Source organism: Stenotrophomonas muris (assembly GCF_052751275.1).
In genome coordinates this window covers 4,246,334-4,265,124 of record NZ_CP199879.1, presented here as the reverse complement: position 1 = coordinate 4,265,124, position 18,791 = coordinate 4,246,334, and the positions used below count along the sequence as shown (strand labels likewise).

Annotated in this window: 20 protein-coding genes and 2 riboswitches; of the genes, 5 read left to right on the top strand and 15 right to left on the bottom strand. The window is 67.9% G+C overall.

The window, feature by feature from the left end; all coding sequences use genetic code 11:
* The first annotated feature begins 29 nt into the window (after nt 1–29).
* On the top strand, nt 30–743 hold the full coding sequence (locus ACUVWL_RS19780) for a hypothetical protein (protein WP_041864295.1): 714 nt from the start codon (nt 30–32) through the stop codon (nt 741–743).
* A gap of 94 nt (nt 744–837) precedes the next feature.
* On the opposite strand, the gene ACUVWL_RS19775 is transcribed toward ACUVWL_RS19780, so the two are convergent.
* Nucleotides 838–1,614 (bottom strand): SDR family oxidoreductase, encoded by a 777-nt coding sequence (locus tag ACUVWL_RS19775; protein ID WP_014038643.1) that lies wholly within the window; start codon nt 1,612–1,614, stop codon nt 838–840.
* Nucleotides 1,615–1,726: 112 nt separating this feature from the next.
* Between ACUVWL_RS19775 and ACUVWL_RS19770 the strand changes: the two genes are divergently transcribed.
* Nucleotides 1,727–1,939: a hypothetical protein gene (locus ACUVWL_RS19770; protein WP_134809345.1), complete on the top strand. Its 213-nt coding sequence runs from the start codon at nt 1,727–1,729 to the stop codon at nt 1,937–1,939.
* Between the two features lie 98 nt (nt 1,940–2,037).
* Here the strand turns inward: ACUVWL_RS19770 and sppA are convergent, their stop codons facing one another.
* From sppA to ACUVWL_RS19750, 4 genes are all read right to left on the bottom strand, one after another.
* A complete protein-coding gene (gene sppA, locus ACUVWL_RS19765; RefSeq protein WP_445978680.1) occupies nt 2,038–3,960 on the bottom strand; it encodes a signal peptide peptidase SppA in 1,923 nt (640 codons plus the stop codon).
* A 115-nt stretch (nt 3,961–4,075) separates the two neighbouring features.
* Nucleotides 4,076–5,440 (bottom strand): MATE family efflux transporter, encoded by a 1,365-nt coding sequence (locus ACUVWL_RS19760; RefSeq protein WP_046432753.1) that lies wholly within the window; start codon nt 5,438–5,440, stop codon nt 4,076–4,078.
* A 206-nt stretch (nt 5,441–5,646) separates the two neighbouring features.
* Complete coding sequence (locus ACUVWL_RS19755; RefSeq protein WP_445978679.1) at nt 5,647–6,228, bottom strand: DUF3106 domain-containing protein; 582 nt, start codon at nt 6,226–6,228, stop codon at nt 5,647–5,649.
* Nucleotides 6,221–7,225, bottom strand: a complete 1,005-nt coding sequence (locus tag ACUVWL_RS19750) for a hypothetical protein (protein ID WP_014648577.1) — start codon at nt 7,223–7,225, stop codon at nt 6,221–6,223. The genes ACUVWL_RS19755 and ACUVWL_RS19750 overlap by 8 nt, the downstream gene beginning before the upstream one ends.
* 412 nt (nt 7,226–7,637) lie before the next feature.
* On the opposite strand from ACUVWL_RS19750, the gene ACUVWL_RS19745 reads away from it, so the two are divergent.
* Complete coding sequence (locus ACUVWL_RS19745) at nt 7,638–9,815, top strand: primosomal protein N' (RefSeq protein WP_134809352.1); 2,178 nt, start codon at nt 7,638–7,640, stop codon at nt 9,813–9,815.
* 96 nt (nt 9,816–9,911) lie between these two features.
* On the opposite strand, the gene ACUVWL_RS19740 is transcribed toward ACUVWL_RS19745, so the two are convergent.
* Together ACUVWL_RS19740 and ACUVWL_RS19735 are read right to left on the bottom strand one after the other, a co-directional pair.
* Nucleotides 9,912–10,532 carry a glutathione S-transferase family protein gene (locus tag ACUVWL_RS19740; protein WP_014648579.1) on the bottom strand — a complete coding sequence of 207 codons (621 nt, stop codon included), beginning with the start codon at nt 10,530–10,532 and terminating at the stop codon, nt 9,912–9,914.
* Nucleotides 10,533–10,644: 112 nt separating this feature from the next.
* On the bottom strand, nt 10,645–11,424 hold the full coding sequence (locus ACUVWL_RS19735) for an NYN domain-containing protein (protein WP_014648580.1): 780 nt from the start codon (nt 11,422–11,424) through the stop codon (nt 10,645–10,647).
* 123 nt (nt 11,425–11,547) lie between these two features.
* Between ACUVWL_RS19735 and ACUVWL_RS19730 the strand changes: the two genes are divergently transcribed.
* On the top strand, nt 11,548–12,828 hold the full coding sequence (locus ACUVWL_RS19730; protein WP_100450677.1) for an NAD(P)/FAD-dependent oxidoreductase: 1,281 nt from the start codon (nt 11,548–11,550) through the stop codon (nt 12,826–12,828).
* Between the two features lie 92 nt (nt 12,829–12,920).
* Here the strand turns inward: ACUVWL_RS19730 and ACUVWL_RS19725 are convergent, their stop codons facing one another.
* From ACUVWL_RS19725 to ACUVWL_RS19715, 3 genes are all read right to left on the bottom strand, one after another.
* Entirely contained in the window at nt 12,921–13,337 is a 417-nt protein-coding gene (locus ACUVWL_RS19725; protein ID WP_049408667.1) for a hypothetical protein, read from the bottom strand.
* Nucleotides 13,338–13,340: 3 nt separating this feature from the next.
* A complete protein-coding gene (locus tag ACUVWL_RS19720; RefSeq protein WP_049408669.1) occupies nt 13,341–13,772 on the bottom strand; it encodes a nuclear transport factor 2 family protein in 432 nt (143 codons plus the stop codon).
* A 144-nt stretch (nt 13,773–13,916) separates the two neighbouring features.
* Nucleotides 13,917–14,192: a GIY-YIG nuclease family protein gene (locus ACUVWL_RS19715; protein WP_032958252.1), complete on the bottom strand. Its 276-nt coding sequence runs from the start codon at nt 14,190–14,192 to the stop codon at nt 13,917–13,919.
* A 40-nt stretch (nt 14,193–14,232) separates the two neighbouring features.
* A riboswitch (glycine riboswitch) is annotated at nt 14,233–14,322 on the top strand.
* A 13-nt stretch (nt 14,323–14,335) separates the two neighbouring features.
* Nucleotides 14,336–14,441: riboswitch (glycine riboswitch) on the top strand.
* 82 nt (nt 14,442–14,523) lie between these two features.
* Here ACUVWL_RS19715 and ACUVWL_RS19710 point away from each other — a divergent pair.
* Nucleotides 14,524–15,141, top strand: coding sequence for a trimeric intracellular cation channel family protein (locus ACUVWL_RS19710; protein WP_005411215.1), 618 nt, complete (start codon nt 14,524–14,526; stop codon nt 15,139–15,141).
* Between the two features lie 262 nt (nt 15,142–15,403).
* On the opposite strand, the gene ACUVWL_RS19705 is transcribed toward ACUVWL_RS19710, so the two are convergent.
* From ACUVWL_RS19705 to ACUVWL_RS19685, 5 genes are all read right to left on the bottom strand, one after another.
* Nucleotides 15,404–16,477, bottom strand: coding sequence for a 3-deoxy-7-phosphoheptulonate synthase (locus ACUVWL_RS19705; RefSeq protein ID WP_014038657.1), 1,074 nt, complete (start codon nt 16,475–16,477; stop codon nt 15,404–15,406).
* Nucleotides 16,478–16,771: 294 nt separating this feature from the next.
* Nucleotides 16,772–17,029, bottom strand: coding sequence for a hypothetical protein (locus ACUVWL_RS19700; RefSeq protein WP_401729242.1), 258 nt, complete (start codon nt 17,027–17,029; stop codon nt 16,772–16,774).
* A 90-nt stretch (nt 17,030–17,119) separates the two neighbouring features.
* Entirely contained in the window at nt 17,120–17,458 is a 339-nt protein-coding gene (locus tag ACUVWL_RS19695; protein ID WP_049439285.1) for a DUF6616 family protein, read from the bottom strand.
* Between the two features lie 48 nt (nt 17,459–17,506).
* Entirely contained in the window at nt 17,507–18,247 is a 741-nt protein-coding gene (locus tag ACUVWL_RS19690) for a DNA alkylation repair protein (protein WP_164077601.1), read from the bottom strand.
* Nucleotides 18,244–18,744 (bottom strand): MarR family transcriptional regulator, encoded by a 501-nt coding sequence (locus ACUVWL_RS19685; RefSeq protein ID WP_164077600.1) that lies wholly within the window; start codon nt 18,742–18,744, stop codon nt 18,244–18,246. The genes ACUVWL_RS19690 and ACUVWL_RS19685 overlap by 4 nt, the downstream gene beginning before the upstream one ends.
* Nucleotides 18,745–18,791: the final 47 nt, after the last annotated feature.

Here is an 18,791-nt window from a genome sequence, read left to right as displayed (position 1 = left end):
ATGCCTGCCGGGGCATGTACGCTGTGCGCATGAAGAACCTGATCTGGCTGGCCCTGGGCCTGTTCGCCGGCAACGCGTTGGCCGACGACGGGGTGATCTACCGTTGTACCTCCAGCAGCAGCGATGTGCCCACCCTGCAACGCACGCCCTGCCCTGCCGGCAGCAAGCAGCAGGTGGTGAGGGTGCCGGCCAGTGCTCCGCCGGCGCCGGCCTCAGCGGCACCCGTGCCGGCCGCGCCCGGACCGGCCGCGGCCACTGCGCCGTCCGTTCCCGCACCCGCGCCTCGTCGCCCCGGGGAAGGACGCACGATCATGGAAGCTGGCATGGTCGAACGCGAAGGCGGCGATTTGATACTCGACAGTGCATCGCTGCCACGCCAGGCCGATGCCGCGCCGGACAGCAATGCGCCGCCGAAGCCGCCGCTGCCACCGATCTTCCAGTGCACCGACAGCCAGGGCGGTGGCTACCTGCACGAATACGAAGCCGCCCCCGGGCGCTGCGAACTGATGACCGTGCAGGGACTGGGCGGCGCCACGCCGGTCAATGCCGCCGGCTGCGAAGTGGTGCGCGACCGCTGCGAGGAACTGCCGGACGCGCAGCGCTGCAGCAGCTGGCAGCAACGCTTCCGCGACGCACGTGGCCGTGAGCGGTTCGCCTCGCCGGAAAACCGCGACAACGCCCGTGGGGAACGCGAACGGCTGCAGGGCGTGCTGGAGGCCAGCAACTGCCCGGTACCGGGGTGACAGCCACCCGGTAGTGCCGGCCGCTGGCCGGCAATCGCAGTATCTTCAAGTGATTCCAGTTGCCGGCCAGCGGCCGGCACTACCCTTTGGAAGATCAGAACCCGTAGCGCAGGAAGCCGCCATCCACCGCGATGCATTCGCCGGTGACATAGCTGGCCGCCGGCAGGCACAGGAAGCCAACGGCTGCGGCCACTTCCTCCGGCTCGCCGATGCGGCGCATCGGCGTGCGGTTGATCACTTCCTCGTAGTAGTCCGGGTCCGACAACGGACCGGACGTGCGCCGCGTGCGGATGTACCAGGGCGCCACCGCGTTGACCCGGATGCCATCCTCCGCCCACTCGACGGCCAGGTTGCGGGTCATCTGGTGCATTGCCGCCTTGGTCATGCCATAGACCACGCCACTGCGCACATGGGTCAGCCCGGACACGCTGCCGACATTGACGATCGAAGACGACGCGTGCCGGGCCAGCAGCGGATGCGCGTAGCGCGACAGCTCGAAGGCCGAGAACAGGTTGGTCTCGAAGATCTTGCGCCATTCGTCCTCGGAATATTCCGTGGCCGCCTTGGTGACGTTGCCACCGGCATTGTTGACCAGGATGTGCAGGCCATCGCTGTGATCTTCCACCCAGTCCAGGATCTGCCGACGGTCCTCGTCATCGGAGACATCGGCCGCCAGCGCGTGCACCTGGTGCTGCGGATAGACATCCAGCAGTTCGTCGCGCGCCGTTTCCAGCATGTCGATGTCGCGGCCGACGATCATCAGGTCGGCGCCGAGGCCAGCCAGTTCGTGCGCAATGGCCAGGCCAATACCGGCGCTGGCACCCGTGATCAGGGCCGTCTGGCCGTCCAGGCGCCACCGTTGCTGGGTCATGAGTCCTCCGGGGCCGCGCCCGCTGTGTTTCGATGCCGCAAGGATACGCGCTCACGGCAGCGCTCGGCCGGGGATGCGACACTTGCCCATACGCCCACCGCGGAGAGCCGCCATGCGCATCCTGATCCTGTCCACGTCGCTGCTGGCCAGCCTGCTGCTGGCGGCCTGCCAGCGGCCGCCCACGCCGAACCCGGAGAAGCCACCGGTGCCACGAGCGATGTCACGTGCGATCAACGACCCGCTGGACCGCGCCAAGGACGTGCAGAAAACCGTCGATGATGCCGCTGCGCGTGAGCGCAAGGCCGAAGCCGACGCGACGCAATGACCTGTGGGGTCAGAGACCTTTGTGCTGCCAAGGAATCCGACCCCATGAACGAAAACGCCCGGCCAGAGCCGGGCGTTTTCATTCGGTACCGTTGCCGATCAGAATCCGCAGAAGCAGTACGCCAGCGCCTTCACCGGAGCGCCATTGCCCTTCTCGCGGGCCGCGTTCTCGACGAAGCGCAACTGAGTGTCCACTTCCGGCATCGTGCGTGCCAGCATCATCCGCGCCATCCCCGAATCGGACAGCATCCAGGCACCGGCGCGGCTGCCGGCGAAACCGCTGACGAACTGCGCGAACGGCGTGGCCGCCTTCTCGATGTAGCGCACGCGATAGGCATCGGCCTTGCCCAGCTTGGCGCGGCTGGCCGCATCGGCCACCGCGTCCTTCAGGCCACCGAAGGCGTCGACCAGGCCGCGTTCCTTGGCCTGTGCACCGCTCCACACGCGGCCACGGGCGACCTCATCCACGGCCTCGACCGGCTTCTTGCGGGCGTCGGCGACACGGCCGGTGAAGTCCGCGTAGCCCTTGTTGATCACCGTCTGGATGACCTGGCCCACGGCGGGGTCCATCGGGCGGGTGACATCGAAGGCGCCGGCGAAGCGGGTGGTGCCGACACCGTCGGTGTGCACGCCGATCTTGTCCAGCGCGCGGCTGAAGTTCGGCACCATGCCGAAGATGCCGATCGAACCGGTGATGGTCGACGGATCGGCATAGATGCGATCGGCGTTCATGCTGATCCAGTAGCCACCGGAAGCGGCCAGATCACCCATCGACACCACGACCGGCTTGCCAGCGGCCTGCAGGGCTACCACTTCACGACGGATCTGCTCGGAGGCGAACACTTCACCGCCCGGCGAATCCACCCGCAGCACCACCGACTTCACGTTGTCGTCGTCGCGCGCGGCACGCAGCAGCGCCGAGGTCGACTCGCCACCGATGCGGCCGGCCGGCAGGTCACCGCCACTGATTTCGCCGGCGGCCACCACCACGGCCACCTGCGGACGCGAGTCCACCGGGTTGCGGCGCGCGTCGAGCAGGGCCAGGTAGCGGCCGAAGTCAACGTTGCGGAAACCACCGTCGGCATCCTCGTCGGCCACGCCGCGCTCGATCATCAGATCCTCGAATTCCTCGCGGGTCTTCAGCGCGGTCACCAGCTTCTGCTGCAGGGCGAACTTGGCCAGGTCACCACCGGCGGCAGCGATGCCTTCCGGCAGGGTGTCGATGCCGGCGGCCAGCTGTGCCGGATCCAGGCGGCGGGCCTTGGCGATGTCGCCCAGGTAGCGCTGCCACACGTCGTTCATCCAGAACAGGTCGGCTTCCTTGGAGGCCAGCGACGCCGCGTCGAGCACGTACGGCTCGGCCGCGGACTTGTACTCGCCCACCTTGAACAGGTGCACGTCCACGCCCAGCTTGTCCTGCAGGCCGGTGCGGAAGTACTGGCGGTAGCGGCCGAGGCCTTCGAGCACGACCGAACCCATCGGGTCCAGGTAGACCTCGTCGGCCTGCGCGGCCAGCAGGTACTGCGACTGGCCCATGCTCTCGCTGTAGGCCACCAGCTGCTTGCCGGAGGCGCGCAGGTCCTGCAGCGCGGCGGCCACCTCACGCAGCGAGGCGAAACCGGACGGCTGCAGCTTGTCCAGCTCCAGCACCACGCGCTCGATCTTCTTGTCTTCCTTGGCCGACTCGATCACCCGCAGCAGATCGCGCAGCTGGATCTCCTCGGCGCCGTTGTCACCCACCGCCTTGGCCAGCGCGCGGCTGACCGGGTCGGCGCTGAACTGCTCGACCAGGCGGCCTTCCGGCGCGATCACGAGCGTCGTGCGGTCCTGCAGCGACTTGCTGGCACCGGCACCCATGCCGGCGGCGATGACGAACATCACCAGCAGCAGGAACAGCAGGCCGAAGAACACCAGGTTGAGGATCAACCGGCGGGTGAAGTTCATGACGTCCCACAGCCCGATGAAGAAACTGGCGACGGGGTTGCGACGCGCCGGGGGCAGCGGGGGCACGGGTTGATTCATGGAACGCTCCGGATGGCTTCTTGCCGTGGTACCAGCATAGCCGGTGCCGCGTGATGCAGCATCGGACACAAGTCAGGGGATCGCCCGTCACGGGTGAACGTGGCGGGCGGGAAGATCAGGACAGCGCGGATTGCCCGATGCGCTGGCTGCTGCGGCGCAGGCGCCAGCCCATCAGGATGGCAGCGGCGGTCAAGCCGACGATCAGGCCGATCCACATGCCCTGCGGGCCCATGCCCAGCCCCAGGCCGAGCCCGGCGCCGAGCGGCATGCCCAGGCCCCAGTACGCGAACATGGCGATGAACATCGGCACGCGGGTGTCCTTCAGGCCGCGCAGCGCGCCGGCCGACAGCACCTGGATGCCGTCCGGGAACTGGAAGGTGGCCGCGTACAGCAGCAGGGTCGAGGCCAGGCCGGCCACTGCCAGGTCGTTGGTGTACACACCGACGATGGCATCGTGGCCGAACAGCAGCACCGCCGCCGACAACGTCTGCGTGCCCATGATGATCGCGTAACCGGCCCAGGCCGCACGCCGCACGCCGAAGCCGTCACCACGGCCGACCGCATGGCCGACGCGCACGGTGGTGGCCTCGGCCACGCCCATCGGGATCATGAAGCACAGCTGCGCGACATTGATCGCGATCTGGTGCGCAGCGGCTTCGTTGGCACCAAGGCGGCCGATCAGCAGCGCGGTGACGATGAACAGGCCGCCCTCCATCAGCACGGTGATGCCGATCGGCAGGCCGGTGCGCAGCAAGTCCCAGATCGCCTTCCAGCGCGGCCCTTCGAAATGCGAGAACAGCTGCAGATGGGCGAAGCGCCTGGTGAACCACAGGTAGGTGGCGAAGGCGATCGCCTGCAGCCACATCATCACCGCCGAGGCGATGCCCAGGCCTTCGGCGCCCATTTCCGGGAAGCCGAGCTTGCCGTTGGCCAGCACATAGCCCATCGGTGCCAGCACCAGCAGGCCACCGAAGCCGAGCAGCATCGTCGGCAGCGTCCAGTGCATGCCTTCACTGAGATAGCGCATGCAGAAGTACAGGGTCAGTGCAGGTCCGCCCCAGCGCACCGCATGCAGGAACGCGGTCGCCCCCGGCACGATGTCCGGCGCGATGCCGAACGACGGCAGCAGCGGCGGCACCACGGTGAGGAAGGTGAACATGATCAGGCCCAGCCCCAAGGCCAGCCACAGTGCCTGGCGGAACAGCGGGCCGATCTCGCGCTCGCGGCCGGCGCCATGCAGCTGCGACACCGAGGCGGTGAGCGAGATCAGGGTACCGATCGGAATCAGCATCGGCAGCCACAGCAGCGCCGTACCGATGGTGACGGCGGCCAGTGTGGCCGTGGCGTGGTGGCCGGCAATCACGTTGTCGACGAAGGAGATCAGACCGGTGGACACATGGCCCAGCACAAGCGGCAGGGCGAGCAGACCGGTGGCGCCGACTTCCTTGCTGAAGCGCGGCGTGGAGGTTGCAGTAGACATAAGGTGCTTGACGCGAACTGCGGTTGCGCGCGAAGGGCACAGGCACCGGGTTGCGGGCGCCCATCTTACGCGGGCGGCGCGTGCATTCCCATGACATGGCGTGAATGCTGGGTTTCAGCCGCCCCACACAAAAAGGGGACGGAGGGGATTAAGTCGTTTCAGGCCCACTAGTGCCGGATGCGACTTAATCCCCTCCGTCCCCTTTTTTACTGGCCGGCCTGGCGCTTGAGCCAGCTTTCGCGCTCGGCGGCGGGCACGGCGAGGAAAGCGCTGCGCACTGCGTCGCGTTCCTGCGGTGGCGTGCGCTGCGCGACCAGAGTCAGCTGGGCCAGCTGCGCCGGGCTGAGCTGGCGCAGTACGGCCAGCGCGGTCTCGCGCTGTTCCGGCGGCACGAAGCCGAACAAGCCATGCAGCTTGGGGAATTCCAGGCCCAGTTGCGGGCCCAGCCGCCACCCGTCGCGGAACGCCTGGTCCTGGTCGCGGAACTGTTGGCGCAGGCGCTGCTGCTGGTCCGCAGGCAGCGCATTGAATCGCGCAGCCGCTTGGCGGATGCGCTCGCGCTCTCCTTCCGGCAGCGCGCGCCAGGCGGCGTAGTCGGCGCGGCGCTGGCGCTGCTGCTGCGCATCGAGCTGGGCGAAGCCAGAGGGTGCTGCCGTCGACGGTGCTGGCGAAGCCACCGGCGTGGCCGGCGACGTCGGTGGCGGCAACGGCACGTTCAACGATTGCGGCGCGGCAGACAGCGACAACGGCAGGGCCAGCAGCAGGCTGGCGAACACGGACTTATTCATCGGCAGCAGCGGTTTCCAGCGTGGCACTGGCCGGCTCCGGCCGGCTCGGCCTGGATTGCGATTCATCCACCGGCAGCGGGCCGCCCGCGGCAGTCCACGCGTACAGGTCGGCATCGGCAACCAGCGGGTAGTCACGATCGGCCAGCATCGCTGCGTCGTCCGTGGCCTGGGCCGTGGTCGCATCCGGCGTGGCGTTGACCTTGCTGGGTGGCAGGGCTTCCACCGTCACCGGACCGGCTTCGCCCACCACCCCCTCCGGCAGCGGTGCATCACTGCCGAAGGAATGCCCCTGCCAGTGGCGCCAGCCCAGCGCTGCGGCCAACAGTATCGCCACGGTCGCCAGCAGGATCAGCGGACCGCGCCAACGTGGCTTGGCGTTCGTGCGACGGCGCTTGCCATTGGCGGCCGCCCGCTCATCGCGCTGCGGTGCGCGCCAGCTCGGGGTCGGGGCTTCATTGTGGGCGGTCGCGGCGGCGGGTTGCTGCAGCTGCTGCAGGCGCGCGGCCGGCAACTCACGGATACGCGCCTGCACCTGTTCGGCCAACTGGCGCCAGGCCGAGGCATCCGGCTGGCCGTGGGCATCACGCGGGCAGGCGTCGGCCAGCAGGTGCTGGTAGCCGGCCTCGTCCTGGTCGAGCACGCGCATGGCGATGCCCTCGTCCAGGCTGCCCCCCACCCGCAGCAGCAGCGCAAGGCGCGGCAGCGGCGGCATCGCGCCCAGCACGGCCAACGGCGGCAGCCACTGCCCGCCCACCGGCTCGCGCAGCGCCTGGCGCTGGCCCAGAAGGGTCCAGAAGCGGGTCGGCCACTGCGCCATCGGCAGGTCGCTGGCCACTGCGGCAAAGGCGCGCATCACCGCCACCAGGGTCTGCTCGGCGCGCGCGGCATCGCCGCACTGCAGTTCAGCGACCACCAGGGCACGGCGCTCGACGCCACGCAGGAACGCCGACAGCGCGCCGGCCGCGGTCGAGGAAACAGGGGCGGGCACAGCCGTCATCGGTCACTCCAAAGGTCTGCCGGCATGATAGCGGCAGGCCATCGACGCCCGTAGGACTTGCGCCCACAGGCACTTCGTGCTGCAGGTTGTGCACAGCACCACGCCCCCTCCGGCGAAAACTGTGGCTTCGGGCTGAATTCACTCTGTTTCAGCATTGTTTCACACTTAAGATATTGATTTTATTGTCTTTTGTTGTGTGGCGATTTTTTGACCAACCCAAGCGTGAGGCCGTCGCCATCGGCCTTCTACGTTTCCGATGGCCGTTAACGCACAACGTTATCCACAGAACATGTGGATAAGACTGAATCTCCAATGGACACCGATATTTAGGTGACATTTATGATTCAACGGGCGCCGCCCCGCCGCTCCCGCTGCTGCCGTTCGCGCGCGCATGGCCCGTTACACTGGCCCGATGCTTTCACCGATTCCGACCCTGCAGGTCGCCCTGCCTGTCCCCCTGCCCCGCCTGTTCGACTACCTGTCGCCGGAGGGCGATGCACCGGCGGTCGCGGTCGGCTGCCGCCTGAAGGTGCCGTTCGGCAACCGGGAGCTGGTCGGTGTGGTGGTGGGGCACGGCCAGACCGACGACGGCCAGGGACTGCGCCAGGCCCTGGCCTGGTGCGACCCGCAGCCGCTGCTGCAGGGGGAGCTGTGGCAGAGCCTGCAATGGCTGGCGCGCTACACCCATGCGCCACTGGGCGAGGTGCTGAGCACGGCCCTGCCCGGCCCGCTGCGCCATGGCGAGGTCCTGCCCGACACACACCACTGGGGTTGGCAGCTGACCACCGAAGGCCACGCCCAGCGTGAAAAGCTGCGCGCCGGCAGCCGTCCACGGCAACTGGCCGAGCTGCTGGCCGAAGCCATCGTGGATGAGGACGTGCTGGGCGAACGCATGCAGGACTGGCGCACCGCCGCGCGCAGCCTGGCCAAGCGCGGGCTGGCCGAGCGGGTTGCGCTGAGCGTGGCCCCCCAACACGCGCAGCCACTGCCCGGTCCCACGCTCAACCCGGACCAGGCCGAGGCGGTGGCCGCGATCACTGCCGCCGACGGCTTCCAGCCGTTCCTGCTGGATGGCGTGACCGGCAGCGGCAAGACCGAGGTCTACCTGCAGGCGATCATCCATTGCCTGGCGCAGGGCAGGCAGGCGCTGGTGCTGGTGCCGGAAATCGGCCTGACCCCGCAGACCCTGGCACGCTTCCGTGGCCGCCTCGGCATCGCCGTGCATGCGCTGCACTCGGGGTTGAACGACAACGAGCGCGCGCGCGTCTGGGCAGCGGCCTCACGCGGCGAAGCGCGCGTCATCGTCGGCACCCGCTCAGCGGTGTTCACGCCGCTGCCCCAGGCCGGCCTGCTGATCGTCGACGAGGAACACGACGGCAGCTACAAGCAGCAGGACGGCATCCGTTACCACGCGCGCGATTTCGCCCTGGTCCGGGCCAAGTCGCTGGGCGTTCCGGTGTTGCTGGGCAGTGCCACGCCCTCGCTGGAAACCCTGCACAACGCCTACGCCGGGCGTTACACCCACCTGCGCCTGAAACAGCGCGCCGGCGATGCGCGGCCACCGCGCGTGCGCATCCTCGATGTACGCAAGCGCCCGCTGCATGACGGCCTCTCGGCCGATGTGCTGGCCGGCATCGGGGAGCATCTGCAGCGTGGCCAGCAGGTGCTGGTGTTCAAGAACCGCCGCGGCTACGCACCGGTGCTGCTGTGCCACGACTGCGGCTGGACCGCGCCATGCCAGCGCTGCGATGCGCCGATGACCGTGCATGGTGGCGGTCGTCGCCTGCAGTGCCACCACTGCGGCGCGCGGCAACCGGCGCCGCTGGCATGTCCGGCCTGCGGCAGCCTGGCACTGCAACCGCAGGGCATCGGTACCGAACGCCTGGAAGAACATCTCACTGCGGCCTTCGCCGACTTCCCGGTGGTGCGCATCGACCGCGGCACCACCTCACGGCGCGACGCGCTGGAACAGCAGCTGGCGAAACTGGGCGACCAGCCCGGCATCCTGGTCGGCACGCAGATCCTGGCCAAGGGCCACGACCTGCCCAAGCTGACCCTGGTGGTGGTGGTGGGTATCGATGAGGGCCTGTTCTCGGCCGACTTCCGCGCCAGCGAAAAACTGGCGCAGCAGCTGATCCAGGTGGCCGGTCGCGCGGGACGTGCGCGCGACCCGGGCGAGGTCTGGCTGCAGACCCATCACCCCGGGCACCCGCTGCTGGAAACCCTGGTGAGCGGTGGCTACCATCCGTTCGCGCAAGCCGAGTTGAACCAGCGCCAGGCGGCCGGATTCCCGCCCTTCGCGCATCTGGCGCTGATGCGCGCCGAAGCGCAGCAGGTGGAGCATGCCAATGCATTCCTGCTGGCAGCCCGGCACCTGCTGGGCGAACAGAACGTGGTCGAGGCCTACGGGCCGATGCCGGCGCCGATGCCGCGGCGGGCCGGTTACCAGCGCACGCAGCTGCTGCTGTCTGCCCTGCAGCGGCCGCCGCTGCATGGCGTGCTTTCGCAACTGGTTCCGCAGCTGTACGCGCTGCCGGAAGCACGCAAGGTGCGCTGGTCGCTGGATGTGGATCCAACGGATCTTTATTGAGGGGTCAGAGCCCACCCGTCGGGTGGGATCCGACCCCGATGCCCTGGGGTCGGATCCCTTTTCGCAGAAAAGGGCTCTGACCCCGGACGCCTTCGCTTACGTCAGCGGCGACATCACGCCGCGCTGGTAGGCCGGTCGCTCACGCAGGCGCGCATACCACTCGGCCAGGTGCGGCAGGTCCGGGCGCTGGATCGGCAGTTCATACCAGGCGTACACCAGCGAGCCGAGCGGAATGTCGCCCATCGCGAACGTCCCGCCCGACAGCCATGGCTGCGTGGCCAGGGTGGCATCGGCCATCGCCAGGTAGTCACCGGCACGGACGATGGCCGCGCTGATGCGCGCTTCGTCACGGTCGGCCGGCGCGGTGCGCATGATGCCCCAGACCAGGTCGCTGTACAGCGGCGCCATCCGCGAGGTGCTCCAGTCCATCCACTTTTCGGCCTGCGCGCGCTCCATCGGGTCCTCGGCGTACAGCGTGCCCAGCGCATAGCGCGCGCTCAGGTAACGCACGATGGTGTTCGATTCCCACAGCGGCAGGCCGTGGTCCTCGATCACCGGCACCAGGCCGTTGGGATTCATCGCCTGGTACTCCGGCGTCTGCGTGCCGCCATGGCTGCCGCCGACTTCGATGGATTCGTACGGCAGGCCGATCTCCTCGGCACACCACAGCACCTTGCGGACGTTGCTGGAATTGCGGCGGCCCCAGATCTTCAACATGCGGGTTTTCCTTGCTGGCAATGCGAGCGGCAACGATACGCCTGATTGGAGTGGAGATGTGCGTGCCGGATGCGGGATCGGGCGCCTGCGTGCTGCCGGCCGGCGGCCGGCACTACCGGTTCTTTTTTGGCAGCGCGCGCACGTAGGACGACTTGCCATCCTTCTTCAGCTCGAACAGGCCGATCGCCGCCAGCAGATCGCTGAGTTTGCCGTAGCCATAGTTGCGCGGATCGAACGAGGCCTGGTTGCCGATCTGGCTGCCGACCGGCCCCAGGTGCGACCAGCCATCCTCGCCCTCGGCCGAGGACACCGCGCGGCGCAGCATCTTCACCAGCCGGGTGTCGCTGCGCATCTCCGCCCCGCTCTTGCGCGGGCGTGCATCATCATTGGCGACGGGCTCGTTCGATGCCTGTTCGCTCGATGCCTGCTCGGCATCCGGCACGCTGGCGTGGGTCTGGCCCAGCGCTTCCAGGTAGGTGAACTTCGAGCACGCGTTGACGAACGGTTCCGGCGTCTTCTTTTCGCCGAAGCCATACACCTTCACGCCGTCGGTCAGCAGGCGCATCACCATCGGGGTGAAATCGGCATCGCTCGACACGATGGCGAAGCCATCAAGGTTGCGCGCGTACAGCAGGTCCATGGCATCGATCACCATCGCCATGTCCGACGCATTCTTGCCCTTGCTGTAGGCGAACTGCTGGATCGGGCGGATCGCGTATTCGTGCAGCACCGCTTCCCAGCCCTTCAACCGCGGGCTCTTCCAGTTGCCGTAGGCACGGCGCACGTTGGCCACGCCATAGCGGGCGACTTCGGCCAGGACCTCGTCGATCTTCGAGGCCGGCGCATTGTCGGCATCGATCAACAGGGCGATGCGCTTTTCCGGTTCGCTCATGGATTCCTCGCGGGCGGTTGCCTGAACCCGAGTATCGCCGATCCACCCAGGCGCTGACGTGACAGGTGGCCGCCGTGCGAAGATGCCAGGCGCTTCCCCCAATGCCCCCACTGGAGTGAGTCGATGAGTCGCGAGCGCGTTCCCCACCTGGTCGTTGTCGGCGGCGGTTTTGCCGGTCTCTGGGCCACCCGTGCCCTGGCCCGCGAGCGCATACGCATCACCCTGGTCGACCGCCGCAACCATCACCTGTTCCAGCCGCTGCTGTACCAGGTGGCCACCGCCGGCCTGTCCGCGCCGGATATCGCCGCACCGCTGCGCCACATCCTCGGCCACCAGCGCAACGTGGAAGTCCGCCTCGGCGAAGTGGTCGCCATCGACAAGCAGGCACGGCAGATCGGCATGGCCGATGGCAGCACGCTGGACTACGACAGCCTGCTGCTGGCCACCGGCGCTACCCACGCCTACTTCGGCAACGACCAGTGGGCCGATGATGCCCCTGGCCTGAAAACGCTGGACGATGCCATTGCACTGCGCCGCAAGCTGCTGCTGGCGTTCGAACGCGCCGAGGCCGAACCGGACCCGGCCAGGAAGGCGGCGTGGCTGAGTTTCGCCATCGTCGGTGGTGGTCCCACCGGCGTCGAACTGGCCGGCACGCTGGCCGAGATCGCGCGCCACACGCTGCGCAACGAATTCCGCCACATCGATCCGGCCAGCGCCAAGGTGCGGCTGGTCGAGGCTGGGCCGCGCGTGCTGTCTTCGTTCCCGGAAGTACTTTCGCTGAAGGCGCGCCGCCAGCTGGAAAAGCTGGGCGTGGAAGTGCTGACCGGTACCCCGGTGAGCGACATCGACAGCCAGGGCTTCAAGCTCGGTGAGCAGTTCGTGCCGGCCCGCACCGTGGTCTGGGCCGCCGGCGTGGCCGCTTCACCACTGGCGCGCACGCTGGACGTGCCGCTGGACCGCGCCGGCCGCGTGCAGGTGCAGCCGGACCTGACCCTGCCCGATCACCCGGAGCTGTTCGTGGCCGGCGACCTGGCCGCACTGAGCCAGGCCGACGGCAAGCCGGTTCCCGGCGTGGCGCCCGCGGCCAAGCAGATGGGCAAGTACGTGGCCGAGGTGGTCCGTGCACGCCTGCACGGCAAGGCGGCACCGGGGCCGTTCAAGTACGCCGACTACGGCAACCTCGCCACCATTGGCCGCATGGCCGCGATCGTGCACCTGGGCCGGCTGCAGCTCTCTGGCGTGCTGGCCTGGTGGTTCTGGCTGGCCGCGCACGTGTTCTTCCTGATCGGCTTCCGCAACCGCATCGTGGTGCTGCTGAACTGGGCGGTCGCGTACTGGAGCTACCAGCGCAGCGCGCGCATCATCTTCGGTGATGACCAGGACGACCGGCGGCCGAGGCGGTAAGGCCGCACGCAACAGGGGTCGGATCCCTTTCCGCGGGAAAGGGCTCTGACCCCGTCAACAAACATGGAGCGCCATCCACGCATGGCGTGGATCTACTTCCGGCAGAAGTCCTCCTTCCTCGCGGTGTCCGCAATCTGCGCGGTACTCCAATGCCGGGTGATCCAGATCGCCAACGCGGTGCTGCTGAGATGCCAGCGCAGCATGCCGCGCCGAGGTTGCCGCCACAGGTGGCGCCGGGCAATCCAGAAGGCCTCCCGCTCCACTTCAGGCACCTTGTTCTTCATCCCGTCCTTGTCGAAGAACTGGGCGGTGAAGCGCCAGGGGTTCATCGGCTGGTATCCCGCCCGTGGCTCACCGCTGCACGCAGCCACACCACTGGGCGCGCGGTCGGCCGGCTTCGGCCGACCGTCCACCAATGCCAGCCCGAGCAGATACAGCAGGCCAGGCAGCAGCGCGATGCCGGCGACCAGCACGACGACGGAGATCCATGCGTTGCCGGCGGCACGCATCGCTCAGTGCGCCTTCGGTTTCGGGTACCACAGTGCGTTGACGATGACCCAGCGCTGGTCGAAACGCCCCATGTGGAAGTAGTCGACGAACCACGGGGTTTCCAGCCGCACCGAGGCCGCGTTGCCGGTCACGTCCAGCACCGTGCAGCGGCGATCCCATTGATCCTTCGGGGTCTTCAGCGCGCCCTGTTTCGTCAGCGAGACCAGCTCTTCCTTCGACATCCGGCGCAGGCCCAGGCGCTCGTCGGGTGTATCGCCGAGGACCGCGCGCTTGGCCAGGTCCGGGTGCAGCGAACGGGCGACGCGCTGCGGATCGGCCTCCAGCTGGCCATCGACGTAGTCGTGGCAGGTGGCTTCGATGGCCGCGATCGTGGCGGGGTCGGCGGCAGGGCTCGTTGCTGCGGAAAGCGCGAACAGCAGGGCAATCGTGGACATCCGGGTCTCCGGCTCTGGGCGCGGGCGGATCATCGCATGGGCCGAACGGCCCATCCACGCATGACGTGGATCTACTGTAGAGCCGAGCCCATGCTCGGCTCCCGCATCGGGCAGACGGAACAACAGCCGAGCGTGGGCTCGGCTCTACAGAAGCGCAGGATCCGTTGCCTGCAGCCAGGCCAGCTTGCGTTCGCGGGGCTGCTGCTTGAGTTGCCACTCGGCCCGCGAGGCCGCGGCCCGGTCCGGGTATTCGCGCACGGCCAGCACGCGCAGCGGCGGCCGGGCCCGGGTGTAGCGCGCGCCCTTGCCGGCCTGGTGGGCGGCGAAACGCGCCTCCACATCGGTGCTGATGCCGGCGTAATAGCTGCCATCGCGGCATTCGAGCAGGTACAGGAACCACGGGCGGACGGACGGGGCCATGCCTGGATTATGCCGTGCTGCACTGCAGCGGATATACTGGCGCCCGAATGCAGGAGAGAGGCGCCGCGCTGGCGCCCGCCGAAGGCGCAGGCTCCCATGATCGCTCAGGCCGGTGGGCTGGAATCCCACCAACCATGCATTCGACTCGCCGAGCTGGAGAGAGGTCACCGGGCACGCCCGGGGCGATCCGCCGAAGGGGCACGCGGTCCATGCCGCTGAACTCTCAGGCAAAAGGACAGCGGGAGCGGCACCGGTCATCGTCATCCCGTCATTGCGCAGGCAGTGGCGGTGGTCGCGCATGGCCGGCCCCACCGCGCCCGGAGCCTGTCCCATGCTGCTGTCCATCATCTACCTGATCGCCATTTCCGCCGAAGCCATGACCGGCGCACTGTCCGCCGGCCGCCGCCGCATGGACCTGTTCGGCGTGGTCATGATCGCCTGCGTCACCGCCCTCGGGGGTGGTTCACTGCGCGACATCCTGCTCGGCCACTACCCGCTGGGCTGGGTGAAGCACCCCGAGTACCTGGGCTTCACCGTATGCGCGGCGCTGATCGCCACCTGGGTGGCGCGCTGGATGCATCACTTCCGCCGCACCTTCCTGGTGCTCGACGGGCTGGGCCTGATCGCCTTCACCCTGATCGGCTGCTCGATCGCGCGCGAAGCCGGCCATGCAATGCCGATCGTGCTGATCGCCGGCATGCTGACCGGCGCGTTCGGCGGGGTGCTGCGCGACATCCTCTGCAACGAGGTGCCACTCATCTTCCAGAAGGAGCTGTACGCGATCATCGCGCTGCTGACCGGCGCGGCCTATCTGTTGCTGCTGCACTGGGGCGTGGCCGATGCCACCGCGATCCTGTGCTGCCTCGGCGGCGGCTTCGCGTTGCGCCTGCTGGCGATCCACTACCGCTGGGAAATGCCGAAGTTCGTGTACCACGACGAAGTGCATTGAGCCTCTTCGTAAAGTCGAGCCATGCTCGACTGCTCTTTGCAGCAAACCAACGCGCTTCGCGCGCAGGTCGGGCATGGCTCGACGCTACAGGAAGCGGTATCACCACCCCGGCGATGTACCTGGCGCTGTCGCTCATGCGCAGCGCCAGGCGCATCGCCGGTGCAGATGGGCCGGCCTCCAACTCCGACCGACCCTGATCGCGGCCGCACCCCCGCAGGCGCTGGCCGCCATCCACACACGTGCCGCACTCAGGCGGCTTCGATCAGGCTGCTTCGGACACCTTCACGTCGCGACGGGCGCGCACGGCCGCAGCCAGACGCTCCAGCACCGTCACGGTGGTGTCCCAGTCGATGCAGCCATCGGTGATGCTCTGCCCGTAAACCAGCGGCTGGCCTTCCACCAGTTCCTGGCGGCCACCGACCAGATGGCTCTCGATCATCACGCCAACGATGCGCTGTTCGCCGTCTTCCAGCTGAACAGCAATGTCCTCGATCACCTTCGGCTGGTTCTCGGGGTTCTTCAGGCTGTTGGCGTGGCTGGCGTCGATCATCAGGCGCGTCGGCAGCTTGGCCTTGGCCAGCACCTGGCAGGCGTCGGCGACGCTGCCGGCGTCGTAGTTCGGCTGCTTGCCGCCGCGCAGGATCACATGGCAATCCGGATTGCCGGTGGTCGACACGATGGCGGTGCCGCCCTGCTTGGTGACCGACAGGAAGTGATGCGGGTTGGACGCCGCACCCACCGCGTCAGCGGCGATCTTGACGTTGCCATCGGTGCCGTTCTTGAAGCCGACCGGGCACGACAGCCCCGAGGCCAGCTCACGATGCACCTGGCTTTCGGTGGTACGCGCGCCGATCGCGCCCCACGCCACCAGGTCGGCGATGTACTGCGGCGAGATCACATCGAGGAATTCGACACCGGCCGGCAGGCCGAGCTTGTTGATGTCGCGCAGCAGGCCGCGTGCGATGCGCAGGCCCTTGTCGATCCTGAAGCTGCCGTCCAGGTCCGGGTCGTTGATCAGGCCCTTCCAGCCCACCGTGGTGCGCGGCTTCTCGAAGTACACACGCATGACGATTTCCAGTTCGCCGGCCAGCGCGTCGCGCAGCGGCTTCAGGCGCTGGGCGTATTCGATGGCGGCCTTCGGGTCGTGGATCGAGCACGGGCCCACCACCACTGCCAGGCGGTCGTCACGGCCGTGCAGGATCTGGTGCAGGGCCGCGCGCGAGGCGCTGACGGTGTCGGAGGCTTCATCGTCACAGGGCAGCATCGCCAGCAGCTGGGCAGGCGGTGTCAGCGGTTCGATGGTGCGGATGCGCAGGTCGTCGGTGTGCGGGGGCATTGCAGGAGATCTCCGGAACGTTGGGGTCCCCAGCGTGGCGGCATGAAAAAAGCCGCCAGGTTCGCTGGCGGCTTTCGGGAATGCGTCTGAAGCTTTCTTCAGGGTGAGCGCAGTCCTTCCTCCGCCAGTGGCTTCGGAAAGTAATACCAGTAAAAGCGGGTGGCGGCTGCGTTCATGGGGTGTATTGATAGCACAGCTTTTGCGCAGTGCAAAATGTTTCATCCGCAACCGGGGGTGCGGTTCAGCGAGGCGCGCGCCGGCGCTGCCTACGCGGCAGCAGCCACGCAAAGCTGCTCATTTGCCATGCACTTCCACGTCCAGCAGCAGGCCTTCGTGGATGTCGGCCCAGCGCTCCAGCACGCAGTCCAGCTCCTGCCTGGCCTCGTCCAGCTGCTCGGGATTGAGCAGGGAACGGGTGGTGTAGAGGTCGGAGACCAACCGCCGCAGGGCCGCCTCCGGGATGGCCACCGACGGCCCTTCCCGCCCCGGCAACTGCAATGCCGGGCTGTCGCCAAGCGGGCCGAACAGCGTGACCTGGAGCGTGCTCTGCATGATCAACTTCCCTGCGGATGGACATGGGCAATGTCCTGTTTACCGCGTCCGGGTGACAGGCGCATGTGCCATGCGCGTCCGGAGACGCTGCTACAAGGCGGCCAGGTCGGCAAGGTGCCGCCCCATCCCATCGTCTGCGCCGACGGCGTTGATGGTGGCGAAGTACTGATGCCAACCGGTGGCGGCAATGCCGGCCACCAGCGCATCGGCGTCCGCGCGGCTTGCACAGCGCCAGACCGCATAGAACTGCTCATCGCTGCCGTGCTGTACGCCCCTGGCAATGCGGCCCATCGCCAGCAGTGTGATGCGGACTGGATCGAACTGCTGCATGCCTGCACCGATACGGGCGAAGAAGGCATTCCGCTGCTCGGGCTGGAGCGTGGTCCAGGCGGGGGTGGCGGTATAGAGCTCGATGAAGGTGTGCGACATGCTGCTTCTTCCTTGAAGGTTTGGGGGGTTGCCGGCCAGCGGCCGGCACTACCGGAGCGAGCGCATGGCGCGTTTGCGGATGTAGGCATTGGCATCGCCACGGTGCTGCTGTTGCCAGCGCGCGCACAGCGCACGCAGCCACTGCGGCTGTGTCTTGCCGGCATCATTGAGCCAGTTGCCGACCGAGTCCTGCACATAGCGCTCCGGGTCGTCGGCGAGTGCTTCCAGCATCGCCTCTGCAAGTTCCGGCTGCCGCTTGAACAGCGCGACATGTGTGGCCCACACGCCGCGCGGGCGCAGCGCTTCGCAGGCGAAGCGGCGCAGGTACGGCGATCCTTCCTGCGTCCATGGTTGCAGGTACTCCAGCGCCTGCAGTGGTGCGGCAACAATGTCGGCACGCAGCGCCAGCCACGCCCATTCGCGCACGCCGAAGTGCGGGTCGTCAGCCAGTGGCCGCATCGCCTGCAGCTTGGCCGGCAGCGCCGCGTCGGCGTCGCCGCCGATCAGGTAGCAGGCCCAGCCACGCACCGTGTCTGACGCATGCGCCTGCCAGCGCGCAGGCTCCCCCTGTCCGGCTTCGTGCAGCAACCGCGCCGCCAGCGCCATGCGCTGGGTGATGCCCTTGCCAGAGGCGTCGCGCATGCATTGCAGCGATTCCGGCTCAAGGGCAGGCGCCACCACCTGCAGCAGCGCGGTGAAATCCACGGCCAGGCATTCGGCCAGATGGGTGGCAGCAGCGCTGCCACTGTTGAGTGCATGCAGCCTTTGCGCAGGAACGGGCGTGCTCATGCTGCCGATTCCCGCCCGCCGTCCGTGTGCTGCCAGACCTTGTGCAGCAGCTGCGACAGCTGCTGCTGTTCACCCGCATCCAGGTCGTCGAACAGGCCGCTGATCCATTGCGTGTGCTGCTCGAACAACGACTCGGCCAAGCGCTTTCCCGGTGCGGTCAATACGATCTGCAGACGGCGGCCATCCCCGTCATCGCTGCGACGCTGCAGCAGGCCTTCACGCTGCAGGCCATCGAGCAGGCCGCTGATGGTGGCACGGGTCACGCCGGCACGCTCGGCCAGCAGGTGCGGCGGCAGCGTGCCACCGGCCCCGTGCAGCAGGAACAGCACGATGAAGCGGCCCTCGCTGAGCCCATGCGGTGCCAGCCGCGCGGCGCAGTCGCGATCGATCGACGAGGACAACGAGAGCAGCTGGAAGCACAGGCGCAGTTGCGCGATGTTGGCGTGGCCGCGTCGCTGCGATTCCTCCAGCAGGGCCTGATGCTTGGCTTCGATCATCTCACGAACACGATATGGTTAGGCGCCTAATCATATCACCGGATAGC